Annotated in this window: 17 protein-coding genes and 2 riboswitches; of the genes, 7 read left to right on the top strand and 10 right to left on the bottom strand. The window is 66.7% G+C overall.

Translation table 11 applies throughout. From position 1 onward, the window contains the following. Positions 1 to 32: 32 nt before the first annotated feature. Entirely contained in the window at positions 33 to 1,517 is a 1,485-nt protein-coding gene (locus AC3ZI9_RS00925; RefSeq protein WP_444566513.1) for a mannitol dehydrogenase family protein, read from the bottom strand. A gap of 113 nt (positions 1,518 to 1,630) precedes the next feature. Between AC3ZI9_RS00925 and AC3ZI9_RS00920 the strand changes: the two genes are divergently transcribed. After that, on the top strand, positions 1,631 to 2,863 hold the full coding sequence (locus AC3ZI9_RS00920; RefSeq protein WP_444555348.1) for an MFS transporter: 1,233 nt from the start codon (positions 1,631 to 1,633) through the stop codon (positions 2,861 to 2,863). Positions 2,864 to 2,872: 9 nt separating this feature from the next. Further along, the gene (locus tag AC3ZI9_RS00915) at positions 2,873 to 3,691 is read left to right on the top strand and encodes a DUF1206 domain-containing protein (protein ID WP_444555349.1); all 819 of its coding nucleotides are present in this window, start codon (positions 2,873 to 2,875) and stop codon (positions 3,689 to 3,691) included. Here the strand turns inward: AC3ZI9_RS00915 and AC3ZI9_RS00910 are convergent. From AC3ZI9_RS00910 to AC3ZI9_RS00885, 6 genes are all read right to left on the bottom strand, one after another. Beyond that, a complete protein-coding gene (locus AC3ZI9_RS00910) occupies positions 3,688 to 4,113 on the bottom strand; it encodes a CoA-binding protein (RefSeq protein ID WP_444566519.1) in 426 nt (141 codons plus the stop codon). The two genes, AC3ZI9_RS00915 and AC3ZI9_RS00910, sit on opposite strands and share 4 nt — an antisense overlap. A 395-nt stretch (positions 4,114 to 4,508) precedes the next feature. After that, on the bottom strand, positions 4,509 to 5,921 hold the full coding sequence (locus AC3ZI9_RS00905; protein ID WP_489923740.1) for an LLM class flavin-dependent oxidoreductase: 1,413 nt from the start codon (positions 5,919 to 5,921) through the stop codon (positions 4,509 to 4,511). Next, complete coding sequence (locus AC3ZI9_RS00900; RefSeq protein WP_489923739.1) at positions 5,918 to 7,183, bottom strand: acyl-CoA dehydrogenase family protein; 1,266 nt, start codon at positions 7,181 to 7,183, stop codon at positions 5,918 to 5,920. The genes AC3ZI9_RS00905 and AC3ZI9_RS00900 overlap by 4 nt, the downstream gene beginning before the upstream one ends. Before the next feature lie 8 nt (positions 7,184 to 7,191). Then, complete coding sequence (locus AC3ZI9_RS00895; RefSeq protein WP_444555352.1) at positions 7,192 to 8,541, bottom strand: MFS transporter; 1,350 nt, start codon at positions 8,539 to 8,541, stop codon at positions 7,192 to 7,194. 9 nt (positions 8,542 to 8,550) lie between these two features. Next, positions 8,551 to 8,640, bottom strand: a riboswitch (SAM riboswitch). 15 nt (positions 8,641 to 8,655) lie between these two features. Then, complete coding sequence (locus tag AC3ZI9_RS00890) at positions 8,656 to 10,065, bottom strand: LLM class flavin-dependent oxidoreductase (RefSeq protein WP_444566516.1); 1,410 nt, start codon at positions 10,063 to 10,065, stop codon at positions 8,656 to 8,658. Beyond that, positions 10,062 to 11,327 (bottom strand): acyl-CoA dehydrogenase family protein, encoded by a 1,266-nt coding sequence (locus AC3ZI9_RS00885; RefSeq protein WP_444566517.1) that lies wholly within the window; start codon positions 11,325 to 11,327, stop codon positions 10,062 to 10,064. Before AC3ZI9_RS00885 ends, AC3ZI9_RS00890 begins: the two co-directional genes overlap by 4 nt. 8 nt (positions 11,328 to 11,335) lie before the next feature. Beyond that, positions 11,336 to 11,434, bottom strand: a riboswitch (SAM riboswitch). Positions 11,435 to 11,814: 380 nt separating this feature from the next. Between AC3ZI9_RS00885 and AC3ZI9_RS00880 the strand changes: the two genes are divergently transcribed. The 3 genes from AC3ZI9_RS00880 to acs all read left to right on the top strand — a co-directional run bounded on the left by AC3ZI9_RS00880 (position 11,815) and on the right by acs (position 16,143). After that, positions 11,815 to 12,420, top strand: a complete 606-nt coding sequence (locus tag AC3ZI9_RS00880) for an OsmC family protein (protein ID WP_444555355.1) — start codon at positions 11,815 to 11,817, stop codon at positions 12,418 to 12,420. Then, positions 12,357 to 14,051, top strand: a complete 1,695-nt coding sequence (locus AC3ZI9_RS00875) for a sodium:solute symporter family protein (RefSeq protein WP_489923738.1) — start codon at positions 12,357 to 12,359, stop codon at positions 14,049 to 14,051. The genes AC3ZI9_RS00880 and AC3ZI9_RS00875 overlap by 64 nt, the downstream gene beginning before the upstream one ends. 91 nt (positions 14,052 to 14,142) lie before the next feature. Continuing rightward, positions 14,143 to 16,143, top strand: coding sequence for an acetate--CoA ligase (acs, locus tag AC3ZI9_RS00870; RefSeq protein WP_489923737.1), 2,001 nt, complete (start codon positions 14,143 to 14,145; stop codon positions 16,141 to 16,143). Here the strand turns inward: acs and AC3ZI9_RS00865 are convergent, their stop codons facing one another. Then, on the bottom strand, positions 16,144 to 17,646 hold the full coding sequence (locus tag AC3ZI9_RS00865) for an alanine/glycine:cation symporter family protein (protein ID WP_443381976.1): 1,503 nt from the start codon (positions 17,644 to 17,646) through the stop codon (positions 16,144 to 16,146). A gap of 39 nt (positions 17,647 to 17,685) precedes the next feature. Next, positions 17,686 to 18,252 carry a histidine phosphatase family protein gene (locus AC3ZI9_RS00860; protein WP_489923736.1) on the bottom strand — a complete coding sequence of 189 codons (567 nt, stop codon included), beginning with the start codon at positions 18,250 to 18,252 and terminating at the stop codon, positions 17,686 to 17,688. Between the two features lie 155 nt (positions 18,253 to 18,407). On the opposite strand from AC3ZI9_RS00860, the gene AC3ZI9_RS00855 reads away from it, so the two are divergent. Together AC3ZI9_RS00855 and AC3ZI9_RS00850 are read left to right on the top strand one after the other, a co-directional pair. Beyond that, positions 18,408 to 19,763 (top strand): O-acetylhomoserine aminocarboxypropyltransferase/cysteine synthase family protein, encoded by a 1,356-nt coding sequence (locus tag AC3ZI9_RS00855; protein ID WP_443381971.1) that lies wholly within the window; start codon positions 18,408 to 18,410, stop codon positions 19,761 to 19,763. Continuing rightward, positions 19,760 to 20,260, top strand: a complete 501-nt coding sequence (locus AC3ZI9_RS00850; protein WP_443381969.1) for a CoA-binding protein — start codon at positions 19,760 to 19,762, stop codon at positions 20,258 to 20,260. Before AC3ZI9_RS00855 ends, AC3ZI9_RS00850 begins: the two co-directional genes overlap by 4 nt. Before the next feature lie 57 nt (positions 20,261 to 20,317). Here AC3ZI9_RS00850 and AC3ZI9_RS00845 read toward each other — a convergent pair whose 3' ends face one another. Beyond that, the gene (locus tag AC3ZI9_RS00845) at positions 20,318 to 21,115 is read right to left on the bottom strand and encodes a carbon-nitrogen hydrolase family protein (protein WP_443381967.1); all 798 of its coding nucleotides are present in this window, start codon (positions 21,113 to 21,115) and stop codon (positions 20,318 to 20,320) included. Positions 21,116 to 21,165: the final 50 nt, after the last annotated feature.

The raw sequence follows: 21,165 nt of genomic DNA, 5'->3' as shown, positions 1-21,165 counted from the left end.
CCTCGTCGAGGCAGTAGCAGGGAGTTGGAGTCCTACGTCCAGCCATCCGCGCGCAAGGTGCGCAACAAAGCCAGCGCCCCGCCGTCGTCCAGGATGGCCAGCGCCTCCAGGTAGGGCCGGGTGAACTCCTCCTGGTCGGCCAGATCGCCAAAGAGTTCCCGGTCGCGCAGGAACGCCAACGGGTCCTGATCCTGGGCGGCCGCCGCCGCCAGGACCCGGTCGCGGAGCCGGTCCACGACCTCGATGGGTTGCCCGGCCTCGTCCACGCCGCGGGCGTAGCGGGCCCAGGAGGCGACGATCGCGGCGCTGAGGCGCACCGCACCGCCGTCGGACAGGTTCGCACGGATCACGGGGACCAGCCAGGTGGGGATCCGGTCGGAGGATTCGGCGGCCAGACGGGCCAGGGTGTCCTGGACCTGTTCGTTGGCAAACCGTTCGATGAGTTCGTGCCGGTACGCGTCCAGATCGATCCCCGGCACGGGCTGGAGGGTGGGGGTGGCTTCGCGTTCCATATAGGCGAGGAGGAACTCGACGAGCAGCGGGTCGGAGCAGGCCTCGTGGGCGAAGCGGTAGCCCGCTAGATAACCGAGGTAGGCGATGCCCTGGTGGCTGCAGTTGAGCAGGCGCAGTTTCATCAGCTCATAGGGTTCGACGTCGTCGACCAGCTGGACTCCTACCGACCCCCAGTCGGGGCGCCCGGTGGGGAATCTGTCCTCCAGGACCCATTGAATGAAGTCCTCGCAGACCACCGGCCAGGCGTCTTGAACCCCGTATTCGGCGGCAATGGCAGCCCGGTCGGCCTCGGTGGTGACCGGGGTGATCCGATCGACCATGGAGTTCGGGAAGGGCACCTGCTCGGCCACCCACGCCCCGAGCTCCGGATCCTTCAACCGGGCAAAGGTGGTGAAGACCTTCGCGGCCAGATGCCCGTTGCCTTGGATGTTGTCACAACTCATCACCGTGAACGGTTCGATCCCGGCGGCTCGGCGGCGACGCAGGGCCTCGGTGACGAACCCGAACGTGGTGGTTGGCACGGCCCCCTCGGCCAGATCCGCGGCGACGGCTGGGGTGGTGGCATCAAATTCCCCGGTGGAGGGGTTGTAGTTGTAGCCGCCCTCGGTCACGGTGAGCGACACGATCCGCACCTCCGGGTCGGTGAGCTGCTCCAGGACCAGCTCGGGTTCGTCCGGGGCATAAAGGTAACGGGCGATGGAACCGATGACCCGGGCATCACGGGTTCCGTCGGGGGCCTTGGCCACCAAGGTATACAGCCCGTCCTGGTCGGACATGACATCGCGCATGCGCTGGTCGTGGGGCATGAGCCCAACCCCGCAGATGGCCCAGTCCAGGTCCTGACCCGCGTTCATCAGCGCGTCGAGATACATCGCCTGGTGGGCCCGGTGGAATCCTCCGACGCCGAAATGCACGATGCCGATCCGTCGTTGCCCCAACGGATACCCGGGCACGGAGACCGGGTCCTTCAGTACGGGCAGGGCCCCGGCATTCAGACGAGTCATGATGTGCTCCGATCGTGATGTAGCTAACAATCAAGAGCATAACATATGAGCATCTCACCATACTCAAATGAGCATACGAGTGAAGGGTGGCCCACTTGCTAGGGTGGGGCTTCGTGAACAGCTCAGATCCTTCCCGCGGTAATTCGGTGTGGCGCGCCCCCGGAATGCCGGCATTGCTGTCCCTGACGGCCGCCGGATTCGCCGGATTCGCCGCCCTGCTACCCATGGCCCCGCTGTGGGCCGTCCGCGGCGGCGCCGACGAGGCCGGATCCGGCCTGGTCAATGGCGCACTGCTGCTGACCACCGTCCTGACCCAGGGGTTCGTCCCCCGGCTGCTCCAGCGTCTGGGCACTGGTCGCGTTCTGGCTGCCGGCCTGCTGCTGCTCGGCGGACCGTCCCTGCTCATGCTCCTCTCCGACCAGCTCGGCTGGATCCTGGCCCTGTCACTGATCCGTGGGGTGGGGTTCGGGATCCTGACGGTCACCGGTTCCGCGGCGGTGGCCCACCTGGTGGCACCGGCGAGGCATGGTGCCGCCATCGGCGCCTACGGCGCGGCGATCGCAGTACCCCAACTGCTCCTGCTGCCTGCAGGACCCTGGTTGGCCGACACGATCGGCTTCTGGACGGTCTTCGCCCTGGGGACCCTGCCGCTGCTGGGCATCGTGGCGGCCCCGCGACTGGCGCTGGCCCTACGTGAACGCGAAGCCGAGCAATCCCGTCGCCGCCCGGCCCCGGCGACCCCGGCCGAGGAGAACACGACGACCGGGAAGCGACGGGCCCCCCGGCTTCCGGGCGGACTGCTCCGTCCCATGCTCCTGCTGCTGGCCGTCACCCTCGCCGGTGGGGCACTGATCACCTTCGTCCCGCAGATGAGCTCCTCGCCCGCCGCGACGACCGGGGGACTGGCCCTGCTCACCGCGACCGCGGCCCTCAGCCGGTGGCGTCTGGGCGCCTGGGCCGACCGGCACGGGACGAAGGCCTTCCTGTGGCCGCTGGTCCTGCTCACCGCCATCGGGCTCGTGCTTGCAGCCTGGGCCGTGAAGGATCCCGACGCGACCCGCGTCCCCCTGCTGCTGGTGGCCATGACGATCATCGGCATCACCTACGGAGGCCTGCAGAACCTCACGTTGCTGCTCTCCCTCTCGGCGGTGAGGCCCTCCCAGTACGGGACGGCGAGCGCCGTCTGGAACATGGGCTTTGATGCCGGAACCGGTCTGGGATCGGTGCTCGTGGGAGCCCTGGCCGCAGGGCTGTCCTTCCCCATCGCCCTGTTGGTGGCCGCCGGAATCTCGCTGGCCACTCTGCCTCTGGCGCTCATGCGCCAACGGGCGGCTCCTTCGGCCTAGGCTCAGGGGATGAAGAACACCGAGAAGGCGGCCGCAGAAGCCCGCAAGGCAGCTCGCAGCGAGTGGTTCGAACGCGCGGCCCGACTCGGCTACGTGGCCAACGGGGTGCTGCACGGCATGCTGGGCCTCCTGGCGTTGAACGTGGCCTTGGCGCGTGGCGGGGACGCCGACCAGTCGGGCGCCATGAGGGCACTCTCCGCGCAACCCGGGGGCGGGATCCTGATCTGGCTCTGCTTCCTGGGCTGCCTCCTGCTGGCAATCTGGAGCCTGACCCAGGCCGTCGTTCCCAGCCACAAGGGTGCCGGCTTCATCGTTAAACAGGCGGGCACCGGCGTCGTCTTCGCGGCCATCGGCACCACGTTCGGCAGCTACGCCCTCGGCGCCGGAAAGGACTCCTCCCAACAGAGCACGTCCATTTCGGCCACCCTGATGTCCTCACCCGCCGGAAGCGTCGCCCTGATCATCGCCGGTCTGGTCGTCATCGGCGTCGGGATCTACTTCATCTACTCCGGCGTGGCCAGAAAGTTCACCAAGAGCCTGCGCCGGCCCTCCAGCCCCACGGTGCAGCGCACCCTGATGATCCTGGGCACCGCGGGTTACGTGGCCAAGGGGCTGACTCTGGCCGCGCTGGGACTGCTGATCGTCGTCTCCACGGCACAACACGACCCCGAGGACTCCACCGGACTGGACGGGGCCCTGAAGGCAGTGCGCGATCAGCCGTTCGGGTCCTTCGCCCTCATCGCGATCGCCGTCGGCCTGCTGGCCTACGCCCTCTTCTTGTTCATGCGCTCGCGCTATGACGAGATGAAACAGGGTGCCGGGCTCTAGGAGCGCATCAGGTTGCGCCGCTCGATCGCCGGGCAGGCATCCATGACCACATCCAGCCCGGCAGCCGTGGCGCGGGCCGCAGCGGCCTCATCGACGACCCCGACCTGCAGCCATACGGCCTTCGCGCCGATCTCGATGGCCTGGTCCACGACCGCTCCGACCCGCTGCGAGTTCACGAAGCAGTCCACGACGTCGATGGTCCCGGGGATCTCGTCGAGCCGGGTGTAGCCCCGCTCCCCGTGGACGGTGTCCCCCTTCAGCGAGACCGGGACGATGTCCATGCCCAGGTCGTCACGGATGATCCGTGCCACCCCGACGGCGGCACGCAGCGGATTATTGGATAGTCCGACGATGGCCCACCGGGCCTGGGTGGTCAGCAAACGCCGGATGGTGTCCGGATCGTTGATGTGGTGCTGGCGCAATTGCGGACCGTCGGTCCCACCGTCACCGAGCACCGGTTCGCGCAGCACCGGCTCCGAGAGCACCGGATCGGAGACGTTCAGCACCGGTTCGCCGGTGCGCAGCTGCGGATCGGTGGTGCCCAACGGCGGGCCCTCGACCTCGGGGAGCTCGGGTTCGGCGACCGCGCCGCGGCGGCCCGTCCGCCCGGATTCCGTGCCCTCCGACCCCGGTTCCCCGGCGGTGGAGGGTGGGCGGACCGGTGCCGCGGGGATGTCGACATCTGCCATGTCGACCTCCGGGATCTCGGCGGCGGGGATCTCCAGATCGGGGATCCCGGCCAGATCGGCGGCGGACGGTTGGTTCTGCGGTGCTGGTTCCGTCATGGCCACCACCCTACAAGGCCCGTCGACGCCCGTCAGCCCACCGGGGTTGCCTGCTGCGTGGCCGCTGCCGAGCAACCGGAGAAAGCTCCCCGGTAGACGGCGGCCGGGTGGTTGTCTTCCAGAGTGGCGCCCCGGCCGAAGACCTTTTCCCGCAGGGTGCCGGGCGCGTACTCGCTTTGGGCCAGACCGCGGGCCCGCAACTCCGGCAGGACCCCCTCGATGAAGTCGGTATAGGAGCCGGGAAGTATCTGGTTGACGATGTTGATCCCGTCGATCCCGGCGTCCTGCCAGCGCTCGAGTTCGTCGACGATTTGTTCGGGGGTCCCCGAGATCTGTTGTGCTTTCGCCCGCGAGCGGGCCAGATCCCCCACGGTCGGCTTTCCGCCGGGCACCGAGGCGATGACCGCTTCGAGGATTCCGCGGGCCCCTTCGGTTTCGATATCGCCCAGCGGGGTGTCCAGGTCCAGGCCCCCCAGGTCCACGCCGATGCCCCCGCCGATATGGGCGATCAGGGCGTGGGGGTCCAGGTAGTCGTCGTACTCCGCCTCCTTGCGCCGGACCTCGGCCTCGGTGCTGCCCACCACGAAGGACAGTCCTGCGAAGATCTTCGCGTCCCCCGGTGACCTGCCCGCTGCGGCTTCGGCCGCCCGGATGGCCGTGGCTTGTTTGCGCACGTAGTCGGTGGTCGGGGCGAACAGGAACGTGGCCTCGGCATGGGTGGCAGCGAAGGCCTTGCCTCGCGGTGAGCTGCCGGCCTGGAAGAGGAACGGGGTGCGCTGCGGGCTGGGCGAGCACAGATGCGGGCCTTCGATCGAATAGCGCGGGCCCTGGTGGTGGATCTTATTCACCCGGGCCGGATCGGCATAGCGGCCGTCCTGCTTATCGGCCAGCACCGCCCCGTCCTCCCAGGACCCTTCCCACAACTTATAGACCGCCGCCACGTACTCCTCGGCCCAGTCATAGCGGTCCGCGTGGGCGGCCAGGCCCGTCGCCCCGAAGTTGCGGTGGGAGTTCTCCAGCACGCTGGTCACGATGTTCCAGGCCACCCGGCCACCCGAAAGGTGGTCCAGGGTGGAGAACTGGCGGGCCATCTGGAACGGTTCGGACTGCACCACCGAGCTGGTCAGCGCCAAGCCGATCTGTGAGGTCGTCGCGGCCAGCGCGGAGGCCAGCACCAGCGGGTCGTTGGAGGGTACCTGCAGCCCCTTCTCCACCAGCGAGGCCCACCCTCCCTCATGGTCGCCGTAGAGGCCCACCACGTCGGCGAAGAACAGGGCATCGAATTTTGCGTCCTCGAGTTGCCGGGCTAGATCTACCCACAGACCGAGCTCGTTATAGCGATGCTGTTGGGCCTCGGGGTGACGCCACTGGCCTCCCAGGATGTGGCTCGGGGTGTTCATCAAAAAGGCGCTCAGCAGCAGGCGCGGGCGTTGGTTGGTGCTCATGCTCGGGTGGTGTCCTTCGGAGTCGTGGTGGCTTCGCCGATGCTGTTCAGGCCGATGGGGATGGTTCCGTTGATGTGGAAGTCACCGACGGAGCGGGCCTTGAAGGCCGCCGGGTTGTGGGTGGCGACCGTGCGGGCGTTGCGCCAGTGCCGGTCCAAGGATTTTCCGCGGCTGGTGGCGGAGGCCCCGGTCACGTCGAAAAGGGCCCCTGCGGCATCGAGGACCAGCGGCGGGACAGTCACCTGGGCTTTCTGCACGGCGATTTCCGCGCGCAGGAACGCCGCTTCCGTGTCCAGGGCCACAGCCGGATCGACGGCGGCGTCCAGGTCGCGGGCCGCGGCCGCGACCACTGCTTCGGCGGCATAGACCCGTGCGGCGAGGGTGCCGACATGTTCCTGGATCTGTGCGTCATCGCGGAAGAGTCCACCGGATCCGGTATTGAACGTCCGGGTGCGGGCGGCGACGAGTTCGGAGGCGTCGCACAGGGCGGCCCGGCCGATCCCGGCCAGCACGGCCAGCAGGACCAGTTGGAAGAACGCCGGTTCCAGCGTGCTGGTGACCTTGCGGGAAATGATGTTGGAGGACTCGACGGCCACGTTGTCGAAGATCGCGGTTCCGGTGCCGGTCAACGGTTGGCCGAAGCCGTCCCAGTCATCGTGGATGGCCACCCCGTCGGCATCGGTGGGGACGACGGCGTACTGCCGGCCTTCGACGCCCTCGGTACTGGCCAGCACCACCACCCAATCGGCGAAGATGCTGCCGGTGGTGTAGTACTTCGCACCATTGAGGACCCAGCCGCCGTCGTGCCGTGTCAGTTTCGTCGCCGTGGTGCCCAGGGCGTTGCCGCCGCGTTCGGTGGCCGCGTTGCCGAAGATCTGCCCGGCCAGCACCCGCGGGAACCAGGTGTCGCGGAAGTCCCGCGGCTGCAAGGCAATGGTTTCGACGAAGGAAAAATGTGATCGCAGCAGATGGGCCACGTTGGAATCGGCGGCAGCCAATTCCACCAGCAGCCGGAACAGGTGTTCATGGTTCACCGGGTCCCCGCCGTATTCGGCCGGCACCCGCAAGGTGGTGAAACCGGCCTCCTGGAGGCACCCGACTTGTTCGAAGGGAAGCACATGGTCCTGTTCGCGGGCGACGGCGTCGACGGCGATGGCGTCGAAGACGGGGCGGAAGCGTGCGGCCAGGGCAAGATAGCGGGCTTCGGAGCCCTCCGGTACGGGGGTGTCGAAGGCCGGTGGGGTGGTGGTGGTTTCACTCATGGTCGTTCCTAACTGACGAGGGTATGTTCGGGCTCGGAGACGGGGCAGGCGTCTTGGCGTGCGTCCAGATCCCGCGCACTGGTTTCGGGGGAAAGCAGGGTGGTGACGACGGTGAGCGCGCCGACCGCAACGAAGTAGGCGATGACCCAGATCGGGCTGCCGCCGCCGGCGGCCAGCAGCGCGGTGGCCACCAGCGGGGCCAGGCCACCGCCCAGGACTGAACCGATCTGATAGCCGATGGACACCCCGGAAAAGCGGACCCGGGTGTCGAAGAGCTCGGAGAAGAACGCCGCCTGCGGCCCATACATCGCGTCGTGGCCGATGTTCATGCCCAGCACGACGGTCAGCACGATCAGCACGAAGCTGCCGGTATCGAGCAGCGGGAAGGCGATCAGGGCAACCAGGATGCTGAATATCCCGCCGAAGAGGTAGGTGCGCCGGCGCCCGATCCTGTCCGATACCCAGCCCCAGAACGGGACGGTGACCAGTCCGAGGGCGGAGGCGATGAGAATGGCCTGCAACCCGGTTTCGCGGCTGATTCCGCCCTGGGCCAGGTAGGTCAGGATGAAGACCGTGTAGACGTAGTAGAACGCGTTCTGGGCGATGCGCAGCCCGGTGGTCAGGGCGACTTGGCGGGGATGGGTGCGCAGCGATTCCAGCACCGGGCGGCGGGAGACCTGCTGCGTTTGAACCACCTGTTTGAAGGAGGCGCTGTCCTCGATCCTCAGCCGCACCACCAGACCGACGACGACCAGCAGGATGCTCGCCAGGAACGGCAGCCGCCATCCCCAGGCCAGATAGGCGGCATCCGGCAGGGCTGATTCCAGTCCCAACAGCACCGCCGTGGCCAACAGCATGCCCGCGCTCGGGCCGATTTGGGTGGCGCTGCTGGTCAGTCCGCGGCGTCCGGGGGCGGCGTGTTCGACGGTCATCAGGGCGGCTCCCGCCCATTCGGCACCGTAGCCGATGCCCTGGGCCACGCGCAGGATCAGCAGTAGCGCCGGGGCAATCCATCCGGCAGTGTCGTGGGTGGGCAGCAAACCGATCGCCGTGGTGGCGATACCGGTCAGCAGCAGGGAGGCAACCAGCACGGTCTTGCGTCCGATCCGATCCCCGTAGTGCCCTCCAAGAAGCCCACCAATGGGGCGGGCGATGAACCCGACGGCATAGGTGGCGAAGGCCGCCATGGTCCCGACCAACGGGTCGGCCGGTGCGAAGAACAGCGGGCCGAAGACAGTCGCCGCGGCGAGCCCGTAGAGCACGAAGTCGTAGCCCTCGATCGTGGTGCCGATGAAGCTGGCGACGGCGACGCGTGAACGCATCCTGCGGGTTGGCGGGGTGGGCGTGGTGGTGGTCATGGTGGTTCCTTTCCATCGGTCCCGGCGGAAGCACCTGCCCGAAACGGGTGGTTGCTGCGGAGTCAACGAGCCAGGTCTCTCGTCCGCTCTGGATGGTGGTTCTCGTAGGTGCTGCTAGCTGGTGGCCAGTTGTGCTACCGCGAGCCGGTAGTCGGCGGCCCGGTGGCTGTCCTTGACCCGGTCCCCGGCGCCGAAGAGCTTCTGGCGCAGGGTCCCCGGCGCGTATTCGGTGGGGTAGGCACCCAGGGCCTGCAGTTCGGGGATGACGAATTCGACGACATCCTCGAAGGTGCCCGGGGTGATGGCGTAGGCAATATTGAAGCCGTCCACGTCGGTGTCCTGGACCCACTCAACGAGCTTCGCGGCGACCTGGGCCCCGTCACCGACGGTGACCGGGCCGAAACCGCCGACGCCGATCCATTCGGCCAACTGGCGGATGGTCCACGGTTTGCCGTCATCCCCGGAGGCCTTCTTGAACGTCTCCACCGAGGACTGGATGGCATTGGACTTCACGTCCTCACCGATCACGTCGTCAAGGTCGTACTGTGACATGTCGATTCCGGTCCAGCCCGAGAGCAGGGCCAGCGACCCGTTGATGTCGGCGTAGGAGGCATAGTCGGCGTATTTGTTCTGCGCCTCCTCGTCTGTGGCAGCGGTGATGATCGTCTGCATCGTGTAGATCTTCACGTCGTAGCGGTCGCGGCCGGCGGCCTCGACATTGTCCCGGATCCTCCGCACGGTGTCGGTGAGGATTTCTTTGGTCGGACTATTCACGAAGACGGATTCGGCGTTCGCCCCCGCGAATTCCAGGCCGCGCGGGGAGGCACCGGCCTGGTAGATGACCGGGGTGCGCTGCACCGAGGGTTCGGTGATGGCAATGCCCGGGACCTTGAAGTACTTGCCCTCGTGGCCGATCTCGTGGACCTTCGACGGGTCGGTGTAGACCCCCGATTCCCGGTCGCGGAGAACGGCGTCGTCCTCCCAGGAACCCTCGAGCAGCTTATAGACCACTTCGAGGTACTCATCGGCGTGGTCGTAGCGTTCGTCGTGTTCCATCTGGTCTTCCTGGCCCATGTTCCTGGCTGCCGAGGGCAGGTATCCGGTCACCACGTTCCAGCCGAGGCGGCCGTTGGTCAGGTGGTCCAGGGTCGCCAGTCGGCGGGCGAACGGGTAGGGGTGTTCGTAGGCGGTTCCGGCGGTGACCCCGAAGCCCAGGTTCTCGGTGACGGAAGCCATCGCGGAGACCAGCAGGAACGGGTCGTTGACCGGGACCTGGGCGCCGGCGGAGAGCGGGGTGGAGTTGGTGGATCCGTAGACGTCGTAGGTGCCCAAGACGTCCGCGATGAAGATCCCGTCGAACAGCCCCTTCTCCAGCGTCTTGGCCAGCTCGGTCCAGTAGCCCAGTTCCTTATAGCGCCACGCCTGGTCCTGCGGATGACGCCACAGCCCCGGCGATTGGTGGACCACGCAGTTCATGTCGAAGGCGTTCAGGCGGATCCGGCGGCGTGCTGGTGTGGTGCTCATTTTTCTCCTTCAGGGGTCTTGAGGTCGCCGACGGCGCCGAGTTTGCGCGGCGTCGCGGCGTTGACCTCGTAGTCGCCGACGATGCGGGACTTGTACATGGCGGGGTTGTGGGTGGCTATGGTGCGCGCGTTGCGCCAGTGGCGGTCCAGGTTGCAGGCGGTGGAGGTCGCCGAGGCGCCGAGGCCGTCGAAGAGCTTGCTGGTCGCCTCGAGCACGAGTGGTTGGATGCTCGTCTGGGCCCGGTTGGCGGCCAGCTCGCTGACCGCGTACTGCTCCGCGGGGCTCAGCCCCGGTTGGCCGATCACCGATTCGAGTTCGGCGATGGCGGCCAACAGGATCGCGTCCACGGCACAGGCGGTCGCCGAGATCTCTCCGATGACCTGCAGGACCTGGGGTTCATGCCGGGAGGGGACGCCGGTTCCGGTGGTGAAGGCTCGTTCACGCAGTTGGGTGTGGGCGCGGGCGTCGGCGAGGACCGCCCGGGCGATACCGGCCTGGACGGCGAGCAGCACCAACTGGAAGATGGCCGATTCCGGGTGGACGTCCAGCACCTCGGGGTCCAGGAGCGTATCCACGGGAACCCGGGTGAATCCGGTGGTCCCGGTGCCGGTGAGTTGTTGGCCGAACCCGTCCCAATCGTCGTGGATGACCACCCCCGAATGCTGGGTGGACACCACCGCGACGTGGCGCCCTTCAACCGCCGGCGCCATGGCGGTGACCGCCACCCAGTCGGCGAAGAGCGTCCCGGTGCAGTAGTACTTCTGCCCCGTGAGCAGCCAGCCGGCCTCGGACTGTTCGACGGCGGTGTTCAGGTGGCCCAGGTCGTTGCCGCCGCGCTCGGTGTAGGCGTTGCCGACGATCTGCCCGGCGACGAAGCGGGCGAACCAGCGCGCCTTGACCGCCTCGTCGTGGAGCAGCAGCACCGATTCGACGAAGCCGATATGGGCCCGCAGCAATTGGGCGATCTGCGAGTCGGCCTCCCCCAGCTCGATGAGCAAGCGGAAGGAATCAACCAGCGAGGCGCCGAAGCCGCCGACCTCCCGGGGGACCCGCAGGGCACCGAAGCGGGCCTGGTTGAGCCAGCCGACCTGTTCGAAGGGCAGGATCCGCCGGGCATCTCGGTCGGCGGCGCCATCGGCGATGCTGGCGAACACGGGTCTGAAGACCGCCGCGAGTTCGTCGTAGTGTCCGTCGGCGGGCACGCCGGGGGTCAGTTTGATCAGGTGTCGCGGGGTCACTTCGTCGATCGGCAGGGCAGCCACAGAACATCACTCCATCGGTTCCGGCGTGAGCACCTTCCTCCCGACGGATCGGGAAGGGGTTGCTGCGGCGTCACGGAGCCAGATCTCTCGGCCGCTCTGGATGGTTGTTGTCTCCATTGGGCCACATCATGGGCCCTCAGCGCCACCGTTGGAGTCAACGGAAACCACTTTTCCGGGGTGTTTCAGCCCAGGTTCCGAGCCCCAGGCAATCCAAGCAACATCGAATATTTCCGTTATTTGCACGGGTTCTGGACACGGAAGTTCAATCCGGGCACCTCGCAGGAAACATCAATGAAATATTTCGCAACGCGTCGTGTGAAGTTGCTTCTTCTGGTGCCGGTGGCCTTTAGTGGAAAGGTACCCATCCCGAGCGGCCGAGAGATCTGGCTCCGTGACGCCGCAGCAACCACGCCGAACAAGGCCCCGCCACCCCGCGGAACCCGTCACCGGCGAAGGTGCTTCCGCCAGGAACGATGGAGCTGAGTTCATGAGCATTGCCCCGACCCGTACGACCGACGCACAGCAGACCCGCCTCGGGGGCTCCGTCTCCCCGAAAGCCCACGACAAACGCATTCGTTCCCAAGGGACGTGGCAGGGATCCATGCGGACGAAGATCCGGATCCGGGCCTTCGGCTTCGAAGTGGACGAGCCCGAACCCGTTGGCGGGACCGATACCGCCCCCACTCCCATGGAATACATGGTCGGCGCAGTCAACGCATGCCTGGGCGTGGTGGTCGAACAGATCGCCGAGGAACTGCAGATCGGTCTCGAAGCCATCGAGACCTATTGCCTGGCTACCCAGGACACGCGCGGATTCGCCGGTACCGCCGATGTCCAGCCCTTTTTTCATTCCTGCCGGATCGCCGTCCACGTCCAGACCGGAGAACAAGATGCCAGCCGGTTGGACCAGCTGACGACGTCCGTGGAATCACGTTGTCCGGCGCTGACCCTGATCCGCGCCGCCGGCGTTGTCGTGGATCTTCGCTGGCATTTCGCGGAGTTGATCGATGTCGACGCTCCTGAAAGGGAATGCAACAACGCGGATGCCCTCTCTCGCGGTCTCGACTCGCGGTCCCGAAAGGTGGAGCAGTGACATCGGCGGGCGCATGGACCATCGGCTTAGCCGTGGGCTATACGGTTCTTTTGCTCTTTGGCGGCCGCTGGTCCCGCGTGCGCGCAGGGCGTCCCGGCGGACAGGGCTTCTTCGATGGCGGCCGTTCCTTCAGCCCTTGGACCGTCGCCTTCTGCATCACGGGGCTCTTCTCGGGCTCTTCATATATTTCCATCATGGAACTCAGCTATCGGACCGGGATTTCCGCTGCCTGGTACGGAGTGGCCGAAACGGTGCAAATTCTGCTGATCGCCTTGTTGCTGGTGAAACCGCTGCGGGAGAAGCTCGTCGTGACGGTCACCGGCATCATCGGTGATCGGTTCGGTCGGGCGGCTAAAGCCATCGCGGGCGTCATTACGGCGGTCACTTTCCCCATGTGGTCGGTGGCCACAACGATCGCCTTCGCCTCGGCTTTGACGGCGTTCACCGATTTGCCGCTGCAATGGACGGTCACTGCGACCGCGCTGCTTCTGTTGGTTTTTCTCTGGTCGGGCGGCATGAGGTCCGTGGCATTCAATCAGACGTTGAACTGCCTGGTCTTCGTCGTCATGCTCGTCATCGCGGGCTTCGTAGTGTTGTCGAATCCCGGCCCCGGCGGTTGGCAGGAATTGGCAGCCACCCGTCCGGCGATGGTCGACCCCGGAAATGCCGGGCTGTCCCTCATCGTCGCCTGGTTTGGGACATTCATCGTCAATGTGCCGCTGGCGCAGGCTGCCTTCCAAATGACCATGTCCTGCCGCTCTCCGCGTGACGGCCAGAAGGGCCTGTATGCGGCAGCCCTCTTCGGGATCCCCTTCATCGTCCTCGGTGCCCTGGTGGGGACCTCCGCAGCCATTGCGGTTCCCGACCAGGAACTTGGCCTCGTGGCTGTCCCCTATTACATCAGCGAGACCCTGCCGGCGCCGCTGGTCGGCCTCTTCTTCCTTGGCGTCTGGGCCTGCGCCATGGGCTGGGCGGGGCCATGCCAGTTTTCCGGAGCCACGTCCCTGGGCCGTGATGTCGGCAGCGCATTACGCCCCAAGGCCACCGAACAAGATCTGGTTCGCTACACCCGGTACTCCTTGGTTGCCCTGACGGCCTTGATGATCCTTTACGGGATCCTTCGCACCGAGCAGGCTGCCTGGTGGAACGTCCTTGCCTGGACCTTGCGCAACGGGGCCACGTTGGCGCCGGTTCTCGCGGTCTTCCTTTGGCCGTTGGCCAGCCGTCGGGCAGTACATGCAGCCATGCTTTCCGGGTTCCTTGCCGGCATTGCCTGGAACCAGCTCTCGGGCTGGTCCGCCACAACGTTCTTCGCAGGAATCCATCCCGTGTGGGTTGGAATGGGCATCAACCTTGCAGTCATGGTCGTGGTCACGCTGGTGACCGTGCCCTGGGAATCCACCCCGGATCGAAAACGACGAACGGCCGGCATCCGCTACACCGCGGGTGGAACGTTGGTCGCTGCAGCACTGCTGACGTTCGGAGAATGGCTGGGACATTTCGGGCTTCTGGGGCTGGGACTCTTCACCGCCGTGACCCTCTACTCACTGGCGATCTTCAATCTCACCGTAGGAACCACCCGCCGGCAGCACCTGCCCACCACGGAAGAAACAATCCCGGTTTCCGCCTAGGACCCCACCGGTCATCTCCCGGGGGCCGCTACCCACCGCGGGGAAGCCTTACATGGCCCCGCGTCATACTGCCCACCCGATTGGAGCACCCATGACCAACGTACCGACAATGGACTCCCCCACTGCCGACGCCCAGCTCGATGTCCTGAACGCCGAAGCCGCACGCCTGGACTTCTGGGCCGAGGCCGCGGCACGCCTGGACTGGACCGAACCCTGGCATACGATCCACAGCACTACCGCCGTGGACCCGGTGGCCCGCCGGGGCCCCGAACTACGCTGGTTCGAGGGCGGGAAACTCAATGCGGCGGTGAACTGTGCCGACCGGCATGTCGCCTCCGGCCAGGGGGAGAAGGTCGCCCTGCATTTCGAGGGCGAACCCGGGGACCGGCGCAGTGTCACCTACGCCGAGCTGACCGGCATGGTCAGCCAGGCGGCCCACGCCTTGACCTCCCTGGGCATCGGCGTCGGGGACCGCGTGGTCATCTACCTGCCGGTGCTGGTGGAGACCATTGTCATCACCCTGGCCTGCGCCCGGATTGGTGCGGTGCATTCGCTGGTCTTCGGCGGCTTCTCGGCCGAGGCCCTGCGATTCCGGGTCGAGGACACCGGGGCGAAGCTCCTGGTCACCACCGACGGCCAGTTCCGCCGCGGAACCGCGGTGCCGGTCAAGGCCCACGCCGACGCCGCGGTGGCCGGGGACAACGCCATCGAACACGTATTGGTCATCCGTCGCACCGGCAGCGGGATCGCGTGGACCGAAGGCCGGGACCTGTGGTGGCACGAGGTGGTCGAGAAGCAGCCGCGCACCCACGCCGCCGAGGCCTTCGACGCCGAAACCCCGCTGTTCATCATGTACACCTCGGGGACCACCGGGAAGCCCAAGGGTCTGGTGCACACCACCGGCGGCTACCTCACCCAAGCCTCCTGGAGCCACGAGTTCCTCTTCAGCCATCCGGACCCCGGCCAGCGGGACCTGGACGTGCACTGGTGCACCGCCGACCTGGCCTGGGTCACCGCCCACACCTACGAGATCTACGGACCACTGTCCAACGGTGTCACCCAGGTCCTCTACGAAGGCGTCCCCAACGCCCCGCATCCGGGACGGCACTTCGAGATCATCGAACGTTATTCGGTGACCAGCTACTACACGGCCCCGACCCTGGTGCGCTCGCTCATGGGCTGGTTCCCGGACGGTATCCCCGCCGATCACGACCTCTCCTCCATCCGGATGGCCGGCACCGTCGGGGAGGCCGTGAACCCCGAGGCCTGGCGTTGGCTGCGCACCCAAGTCGGCCGCGATTCACTGGTTCCCGGTGAGCCCAATGCCGGCATCCCGATGGTCGACACCTGGTGGCAATCCGAAACCGGCGCCACGATTCTTTCACCGCGCCCCGGCGATACCGTGCTCAAACCCGGTTGTGGCACCCGGGCACTTCCCGGGGTGGCCACGGACATCGTGGACGAGGACGGCGCCCGGGTCCCGGCGAACGTGCAAGGGAACATCGTGCTCACCGCCACCGGTCCGGCCATGGCGCGTACCGTGTGGGGCGATCCGGAACGCTACTTCAGCAGCTATTGGCAAAAGTACGCCGCGCAGGGCTGGTTCCTCGCCGGAGACGGCGCGAAGTACGACGACGACGGCGACATCTGGATCCTGGGGCGCACCGATGATGCGGTGAACATCTCGGGTCATCTGCTCTCGACCATCGAGATCGAATCAGCTCTGGTCTCCCATCCGGGGGTCGTCGAGGCGGGGGTCTGCCCCACCGTCGATGCCACGACCGGTCATGCGGCAACGGCGTTCGTCGTCCCCCATGACCCAACATTGGTCGATACCGACGGCAGCGCCTCCCCCACTCCGGAGCAGGTGGCGGCCGCCGCCGATCTGCGCGCCCATGTGGCCGCGCAGATCGGTCCGATCGCCAAGCCGCGCGACATCGTCTTCGTCCCCGATGTCCCCAAGACCCGTTCCGGGAAGATCATGCGCCGGCTACTGACCCAACTGTTCGAAGGATCCGCGTTGGGCGATACGACGAGCCTGCAGAACGAAGAGTGCCTGCCCGCCCTGGAACGGATCTGTGCCGCTGGCTGATCATTCGGTGTCCGACACCGACACCTTCCGCTGGTAGCCGCGCTGGGTCAGGTGGTCACTGACGTCCTCTTCGGTCCAGCAATCGATGTTCTTGATTTCCGGCATGTCGGTGGCCAGGAAGACCGGGTCCAGGCCTTGGGCCCGTTGGGCGTTGTAGTGGCGCAGGAGCTTGAGTGCGGTGGGTGCCAGGATCGTGATCACCACCAGGTTGATCATGGCAATGAAGACCATCGTGACCCCGGCCAGCGACCAGGCCAGGTCAACGGAGATCACGGACCCGAGGAAGACGACGGCGGTGACGGCGAGCGCGAAGAGGGTCCGCACCCGCTTGTTCCGGGTGATGAAGTTGACGTTGGCTTCCCCGTAGGAGAAGTTGCCCAGCACCGAGGTGAAGGCCAGCAGGAACATGATCACCGCCAGGGCGATCGCCGCCCACGCCCCCAGGTTGCCGACCAGGGATTCCTGCACCATCACCAGGCCCTCGCCGCCTTGTCCGAGGTCCGGGAAGGCGATGAGGACGATGAACGCGGTGATCGAGCAGATCAGCAGAGTATCGAAGTAGACGCCCAGCGTCTGGGTCAGCCCCTGCTTGACCGGGTGGCTGACCGAGGCGGTGGCGGCGACGTTGGGGACCGAGCCCATGCCGGCTTCGTTGGAGAGCATGCCGCGCTGGACGCCCTGGACGATGGCGACGCCGATGCCGCCGCCGACGGCTGCCTTGACGTTGAAGGCCCCGTCGACGATCTGGCCGACGACGCGCGGGAGCTCTTCGAAGTTCATGAGCACGATCACGAGGCCGAAGCTGACGTAGATCAGTGCCATCAACGGCACCAGGTTCTGCGCCACGAAGGCGACGCGGCGCATCCCGCCCAGGACGATGGCGGCGGTCATGCCGGCCAGCAGCAGCCCCAGGGCCCAGGGTAGCCAGGTCACGGATTCCGGATCGGTGAAGGTGCCGACCGCGCCGGTGACGGCGTCGACGATGGTGTTGGACTGCAGCGAGGTGAAGGCCAGCGCGAAGCAGAAGATGAACAGGGTGGCGAAGAAGACGCCGAAGCCCCGGCTGCCCAGGCCGCGGTGGATGTAGAAGGCCGGACCGCCCTTATAGGTGTCTTCGCCCCGGGTCTTGTAGAGCTGGGCCAGCGTGGATTCGATGAAGCTCGCGGCGCTGGTGAACAGGGCCATGATCCACATCCACATCACCGCACCGGGCCCACCGATGAACAAGGCACCCGCAACGCCTGAGACGTTGCCGGTTCCGACGCGGGCTGCCGCGGAGACGATGAACGCCTGGAACGCCGACAGGGACTTCGTGTTGCTGTCCTCGTCGCGTTGCGCTTTTTCCGTGATGGATTTGAACATGGCTGGCAGCATGCGGAACTGGACGGCTTTGGTTCGAAGGGTGAAATAGAGCGCCAGGACGACGACGACGGGCATGCCGATGAAGGTCCACAACCAGCCTTCAGAGGTACCGAGCCAGTCATTCAGGTTCGCGAGAGTCATTGAAAAACCGTATCAGAACCTGTGGCATACATCACCGGCCTAGTGGACGGGTGTCGAATTCCGTCGCACCATCGTGTTCTCGAGCTGGCAGGCGTCGGTGAGCACGATCTCCCCGTTCTCCAACCGCGGGTGGACGGCGTCCTGCAGGGCGCTCATGACCAGCCGGATGAGGGTCCCGTGGGCGACGACCACCAGATCAGCGTCCGGATGCTCCCGGACCAGGCCGACCAACGCGGCCAGCCCCCGGTCGACGACCTCGGCTTCGGGTTCGGCACTGAGCAGTAGTTCGTCGATCCGGGGGCGAGGCATCCCGAGCACCGCCCGGCCTTCGCCCTCGCCGTAGTGGCGTTCCTGGAGCCCCACGACGGGTTCCACCGCCTCGAGACCCAGCGCGGTACCGATCAGCGTGGCGGTCTCCACGGCCCGGCCCAACGGCGAGGAGACCAGGGTGCCCCAGTCGCCGTCATGCTCGGCCAATCGCTCCCCGGCGGCGCGGGCCTGGGCCCGGCCGGCCTCGTTCAGGGGGATGTCGGTCTGCCCCTGAAGACGGCCCTCGGCGTTCCATGCGGTTTCCCCGTGGCGCACCAGCGCAATGCGTGTTCCCATGCACCCATCCTATCCGGGGCCCGCAGCGTGCAGTTTGTTCGGACCGGCCACGAAAAAGCGCCACGTGGCGAAACATTCTTTGATGGAACCCGGAGATTTGTCACGATGGGGGATCGGGAACCTCCCGACCCCACCCCGAAGGAGCCACCACGTAGATGTCCGATCACCGGTTTGGATTCCGTACCCGCGCCCTGCACGCCGGAGGCACCCCCGATGCCGAGCACGGGGCCCGTGCGGTCCCGATCTACCAGTCCACCTCGTTCGTGTTCAAGGACACCGACGACGCGGCCAACCTGTTCGCCCTGCAGAAGTACGGGAACATCTACTCCCGGATCGGCAACCCCACCGTCGCGGCCTTCGAGGAACGCGTTGCCTCCCTGGAAGGGGGCATCGGGGCGGTGGCCACCGCCTCGGGCATGGCCGCGGAGTTCATCACCTTCGCCGCACTGACCGGCGCCGGAGACCATATCGTCGCCTCCTCGAAGCTCTACGGGGGCACCATCACCCAGCTGGACGTGACGCTGCGCCGCTTCGGCGTGGACACCACCTTCGTGGACAGCAACGAGGCGGCCGACTTCGCCGCCGCCCTCCGCCCGGAAACCAAGGCCCTCTACACGGAGGTCGTCGCCAATCCGTCGGGGGACATCGCCGACCTCAAGGGCCTGGCGGCCGTCGCCCGCCAGGCGGGCATCCCGCTCGTCGTCGACTCCACCCTCACCCCGCCGTACATCCTGCGCCCCATCGAACACGGTGCGGATATCGTCATCCATTCGGCCACCAAGTTCCTGGGCGGCCACGGCACGACGATGGGCGGGGTCGTCGTCGAATCCGGCCGCTTCAACTGGGGCAACGGGAACTTCCCGACCCTGACCGAACCGGTGCCCTCCTACGGCAACGTGTCCTGGTGGGGGAACTTCGGCGAATACGGGTTCCTGACGAAGCTGCGCTCCGAACAGCTCCGCGATATCGGTCCTGCCCTGTCCGCCCAGTCGGCCTTCCAACTGCTGCAGGGGGTCGAGACGCTCCCGCAACGCATGGACGCCCATCTGGCCAACACCTCGACGATCGCCGCCTGGCTCGAGGCCGACCCCCGCGTCAGCTACGTGAACTTCGCCGGACTACCTTCCCACCCCCAGCACGAACGGGCGCAGGACCTGCTGCCCGATGGGGTCGGCTCGGTCTTCAGTTTCGGGATCTCCGGCGGGCGCGAGGCCGGAGGCCGGTTCATCGAGGCGCTGCAGCTGGCCAGCCATCTGGCCAATATCGGTGACGCCCGCACCCTGGTCCTGCATCCGGGATCGACGACGCATCAGCAGTTGAACCCCGAACAGCTGGCCGCCGCGGGCGTGCCGGAGGACCTGATCCGGCTTTCGGTGGGGCTCGAAGACGTCGAAGACATCATCTGGGATCTGGATCAGGCACTCACCGCCGCCCAGGCCACCTCCGCCGACGCCGCCGGAGCCGATGCGACCCCAGCAGATAGCGCCGAAGAGATCGGAGTCTTCTCGTGAGCACCGAAACCACCGAGCGCGGATGGATCGGCCCCTCGGCCCCCGAACGGTTGAACATCCTGCGCAACACCCGTTCGATCGCGATCGTGGGGGCTTCGAATAAACCCTCCCGGGCCTCCTATTTCGTGGCGACCTACCTGCTCTCCTCCACCAGCTACACGGTCTACTTCGTGAACCCGGTGCTGGACGAGATCCTGGGCCGGCCGGTCTACGCCTCGTTGGCCGAGCTGCCCGAGGTCCCCGATCTGGTCGAGGTGTTCCGCAAGAACGACGACCTGCCCGGCGTCCTGGACGAGGCCCTCGCGGTCGGGGCGAAAACACTGTGGCTACAGCTCGGCGCCTGGCACGAAGACGTCGCGACGAAGGCCGAAGCCGCGGGAATGAACGTGGTGATGGACCGCTGCGTGAAGATCGAACACGCCCGGTTCCACGGCGGCCTGCATCTGGCCGGTTTCAACACCGGCGTCATCTCCTCCAAACGGCAGGTCCTGGCCTAGAAACTACGACGGCGGCCCTCCCGAAGCCCGGGATGGCCGCCGAGGTCGGCCCCCCCCTCAAGCATTGATGTCGGTGCCGATCCGCCGGTTGGCCAGCACCGGCAGGAACTGGCGGACTTCCTCCACCCGGCGACGGGTGACGTCGACGGTCGCCAGCGCCTCGGTTTCCTCGCCCAGGAAGGCCACCGGGATGCCCAGCGGATCCAGGATCGCCGAGTGGCCCACGGTGTTCGTCGAGCTCGTCCCGGCGGCAGCCACCCAGACCGTGTTCTCCACGGCGCGGGCCTTGAGCAGGGTCTCCCAGTGGTCGATCTTGTGGTCGCCCTTGAACCAGGCGGCGGCCACGAGGACCACGTCCGCGCCGGCGACCGCCAGACGGCGGGCCACCTCGGGGAAACGGATGTCGTAGCAGGTCATGATCCCCACGTTCAGTCCGCCGATCTCGAAGACGGGGACCGCCTCGACGTCGCCGGATTTGATCCGGCTGGACTCCTGGTAGGAGAAGGCGTCGTAGAGGTGGATCTTGCGGTACGTCCCCAGGATGGCACCGCTGGAATCGATGGTCACCAGCGTGTTGTAAGGCTGGGGGTCTGCACTGGGCTCGTATCCCCCGGCGACGATCGCGACCCCGAATTCGGCGGCCAGGAGCGAGAGCTGCTGGACGAAGGTGCTCCAATCCCGCTCCACGGCGGTGCTCAGATCCCCCTCGACCTTGCGGACCGTGAACATCGTTTCCTCGGGGAAAAGCACCAGTTCCGCACCGGAATCCTTGGCGCGGGCGACCAGGCGGCGAACCACCTGCAGGTTCTCTGCCATTTCGCCGCTGGGTGAGAGCTGTCCAACACTGATCTTCATGGTTTCCGCCTTCCGCTGTGCGTGCCTCCAGCCTACCCATGATCGATCAA

Source organism: Arthrobacter sp. AOP36-F1-5 (assembly GCF_058137995.1).
Note: the sequence above shows the minus strand (reverse complement) of the source record. Positions and strands in the feature narration are given on the sequence as shown.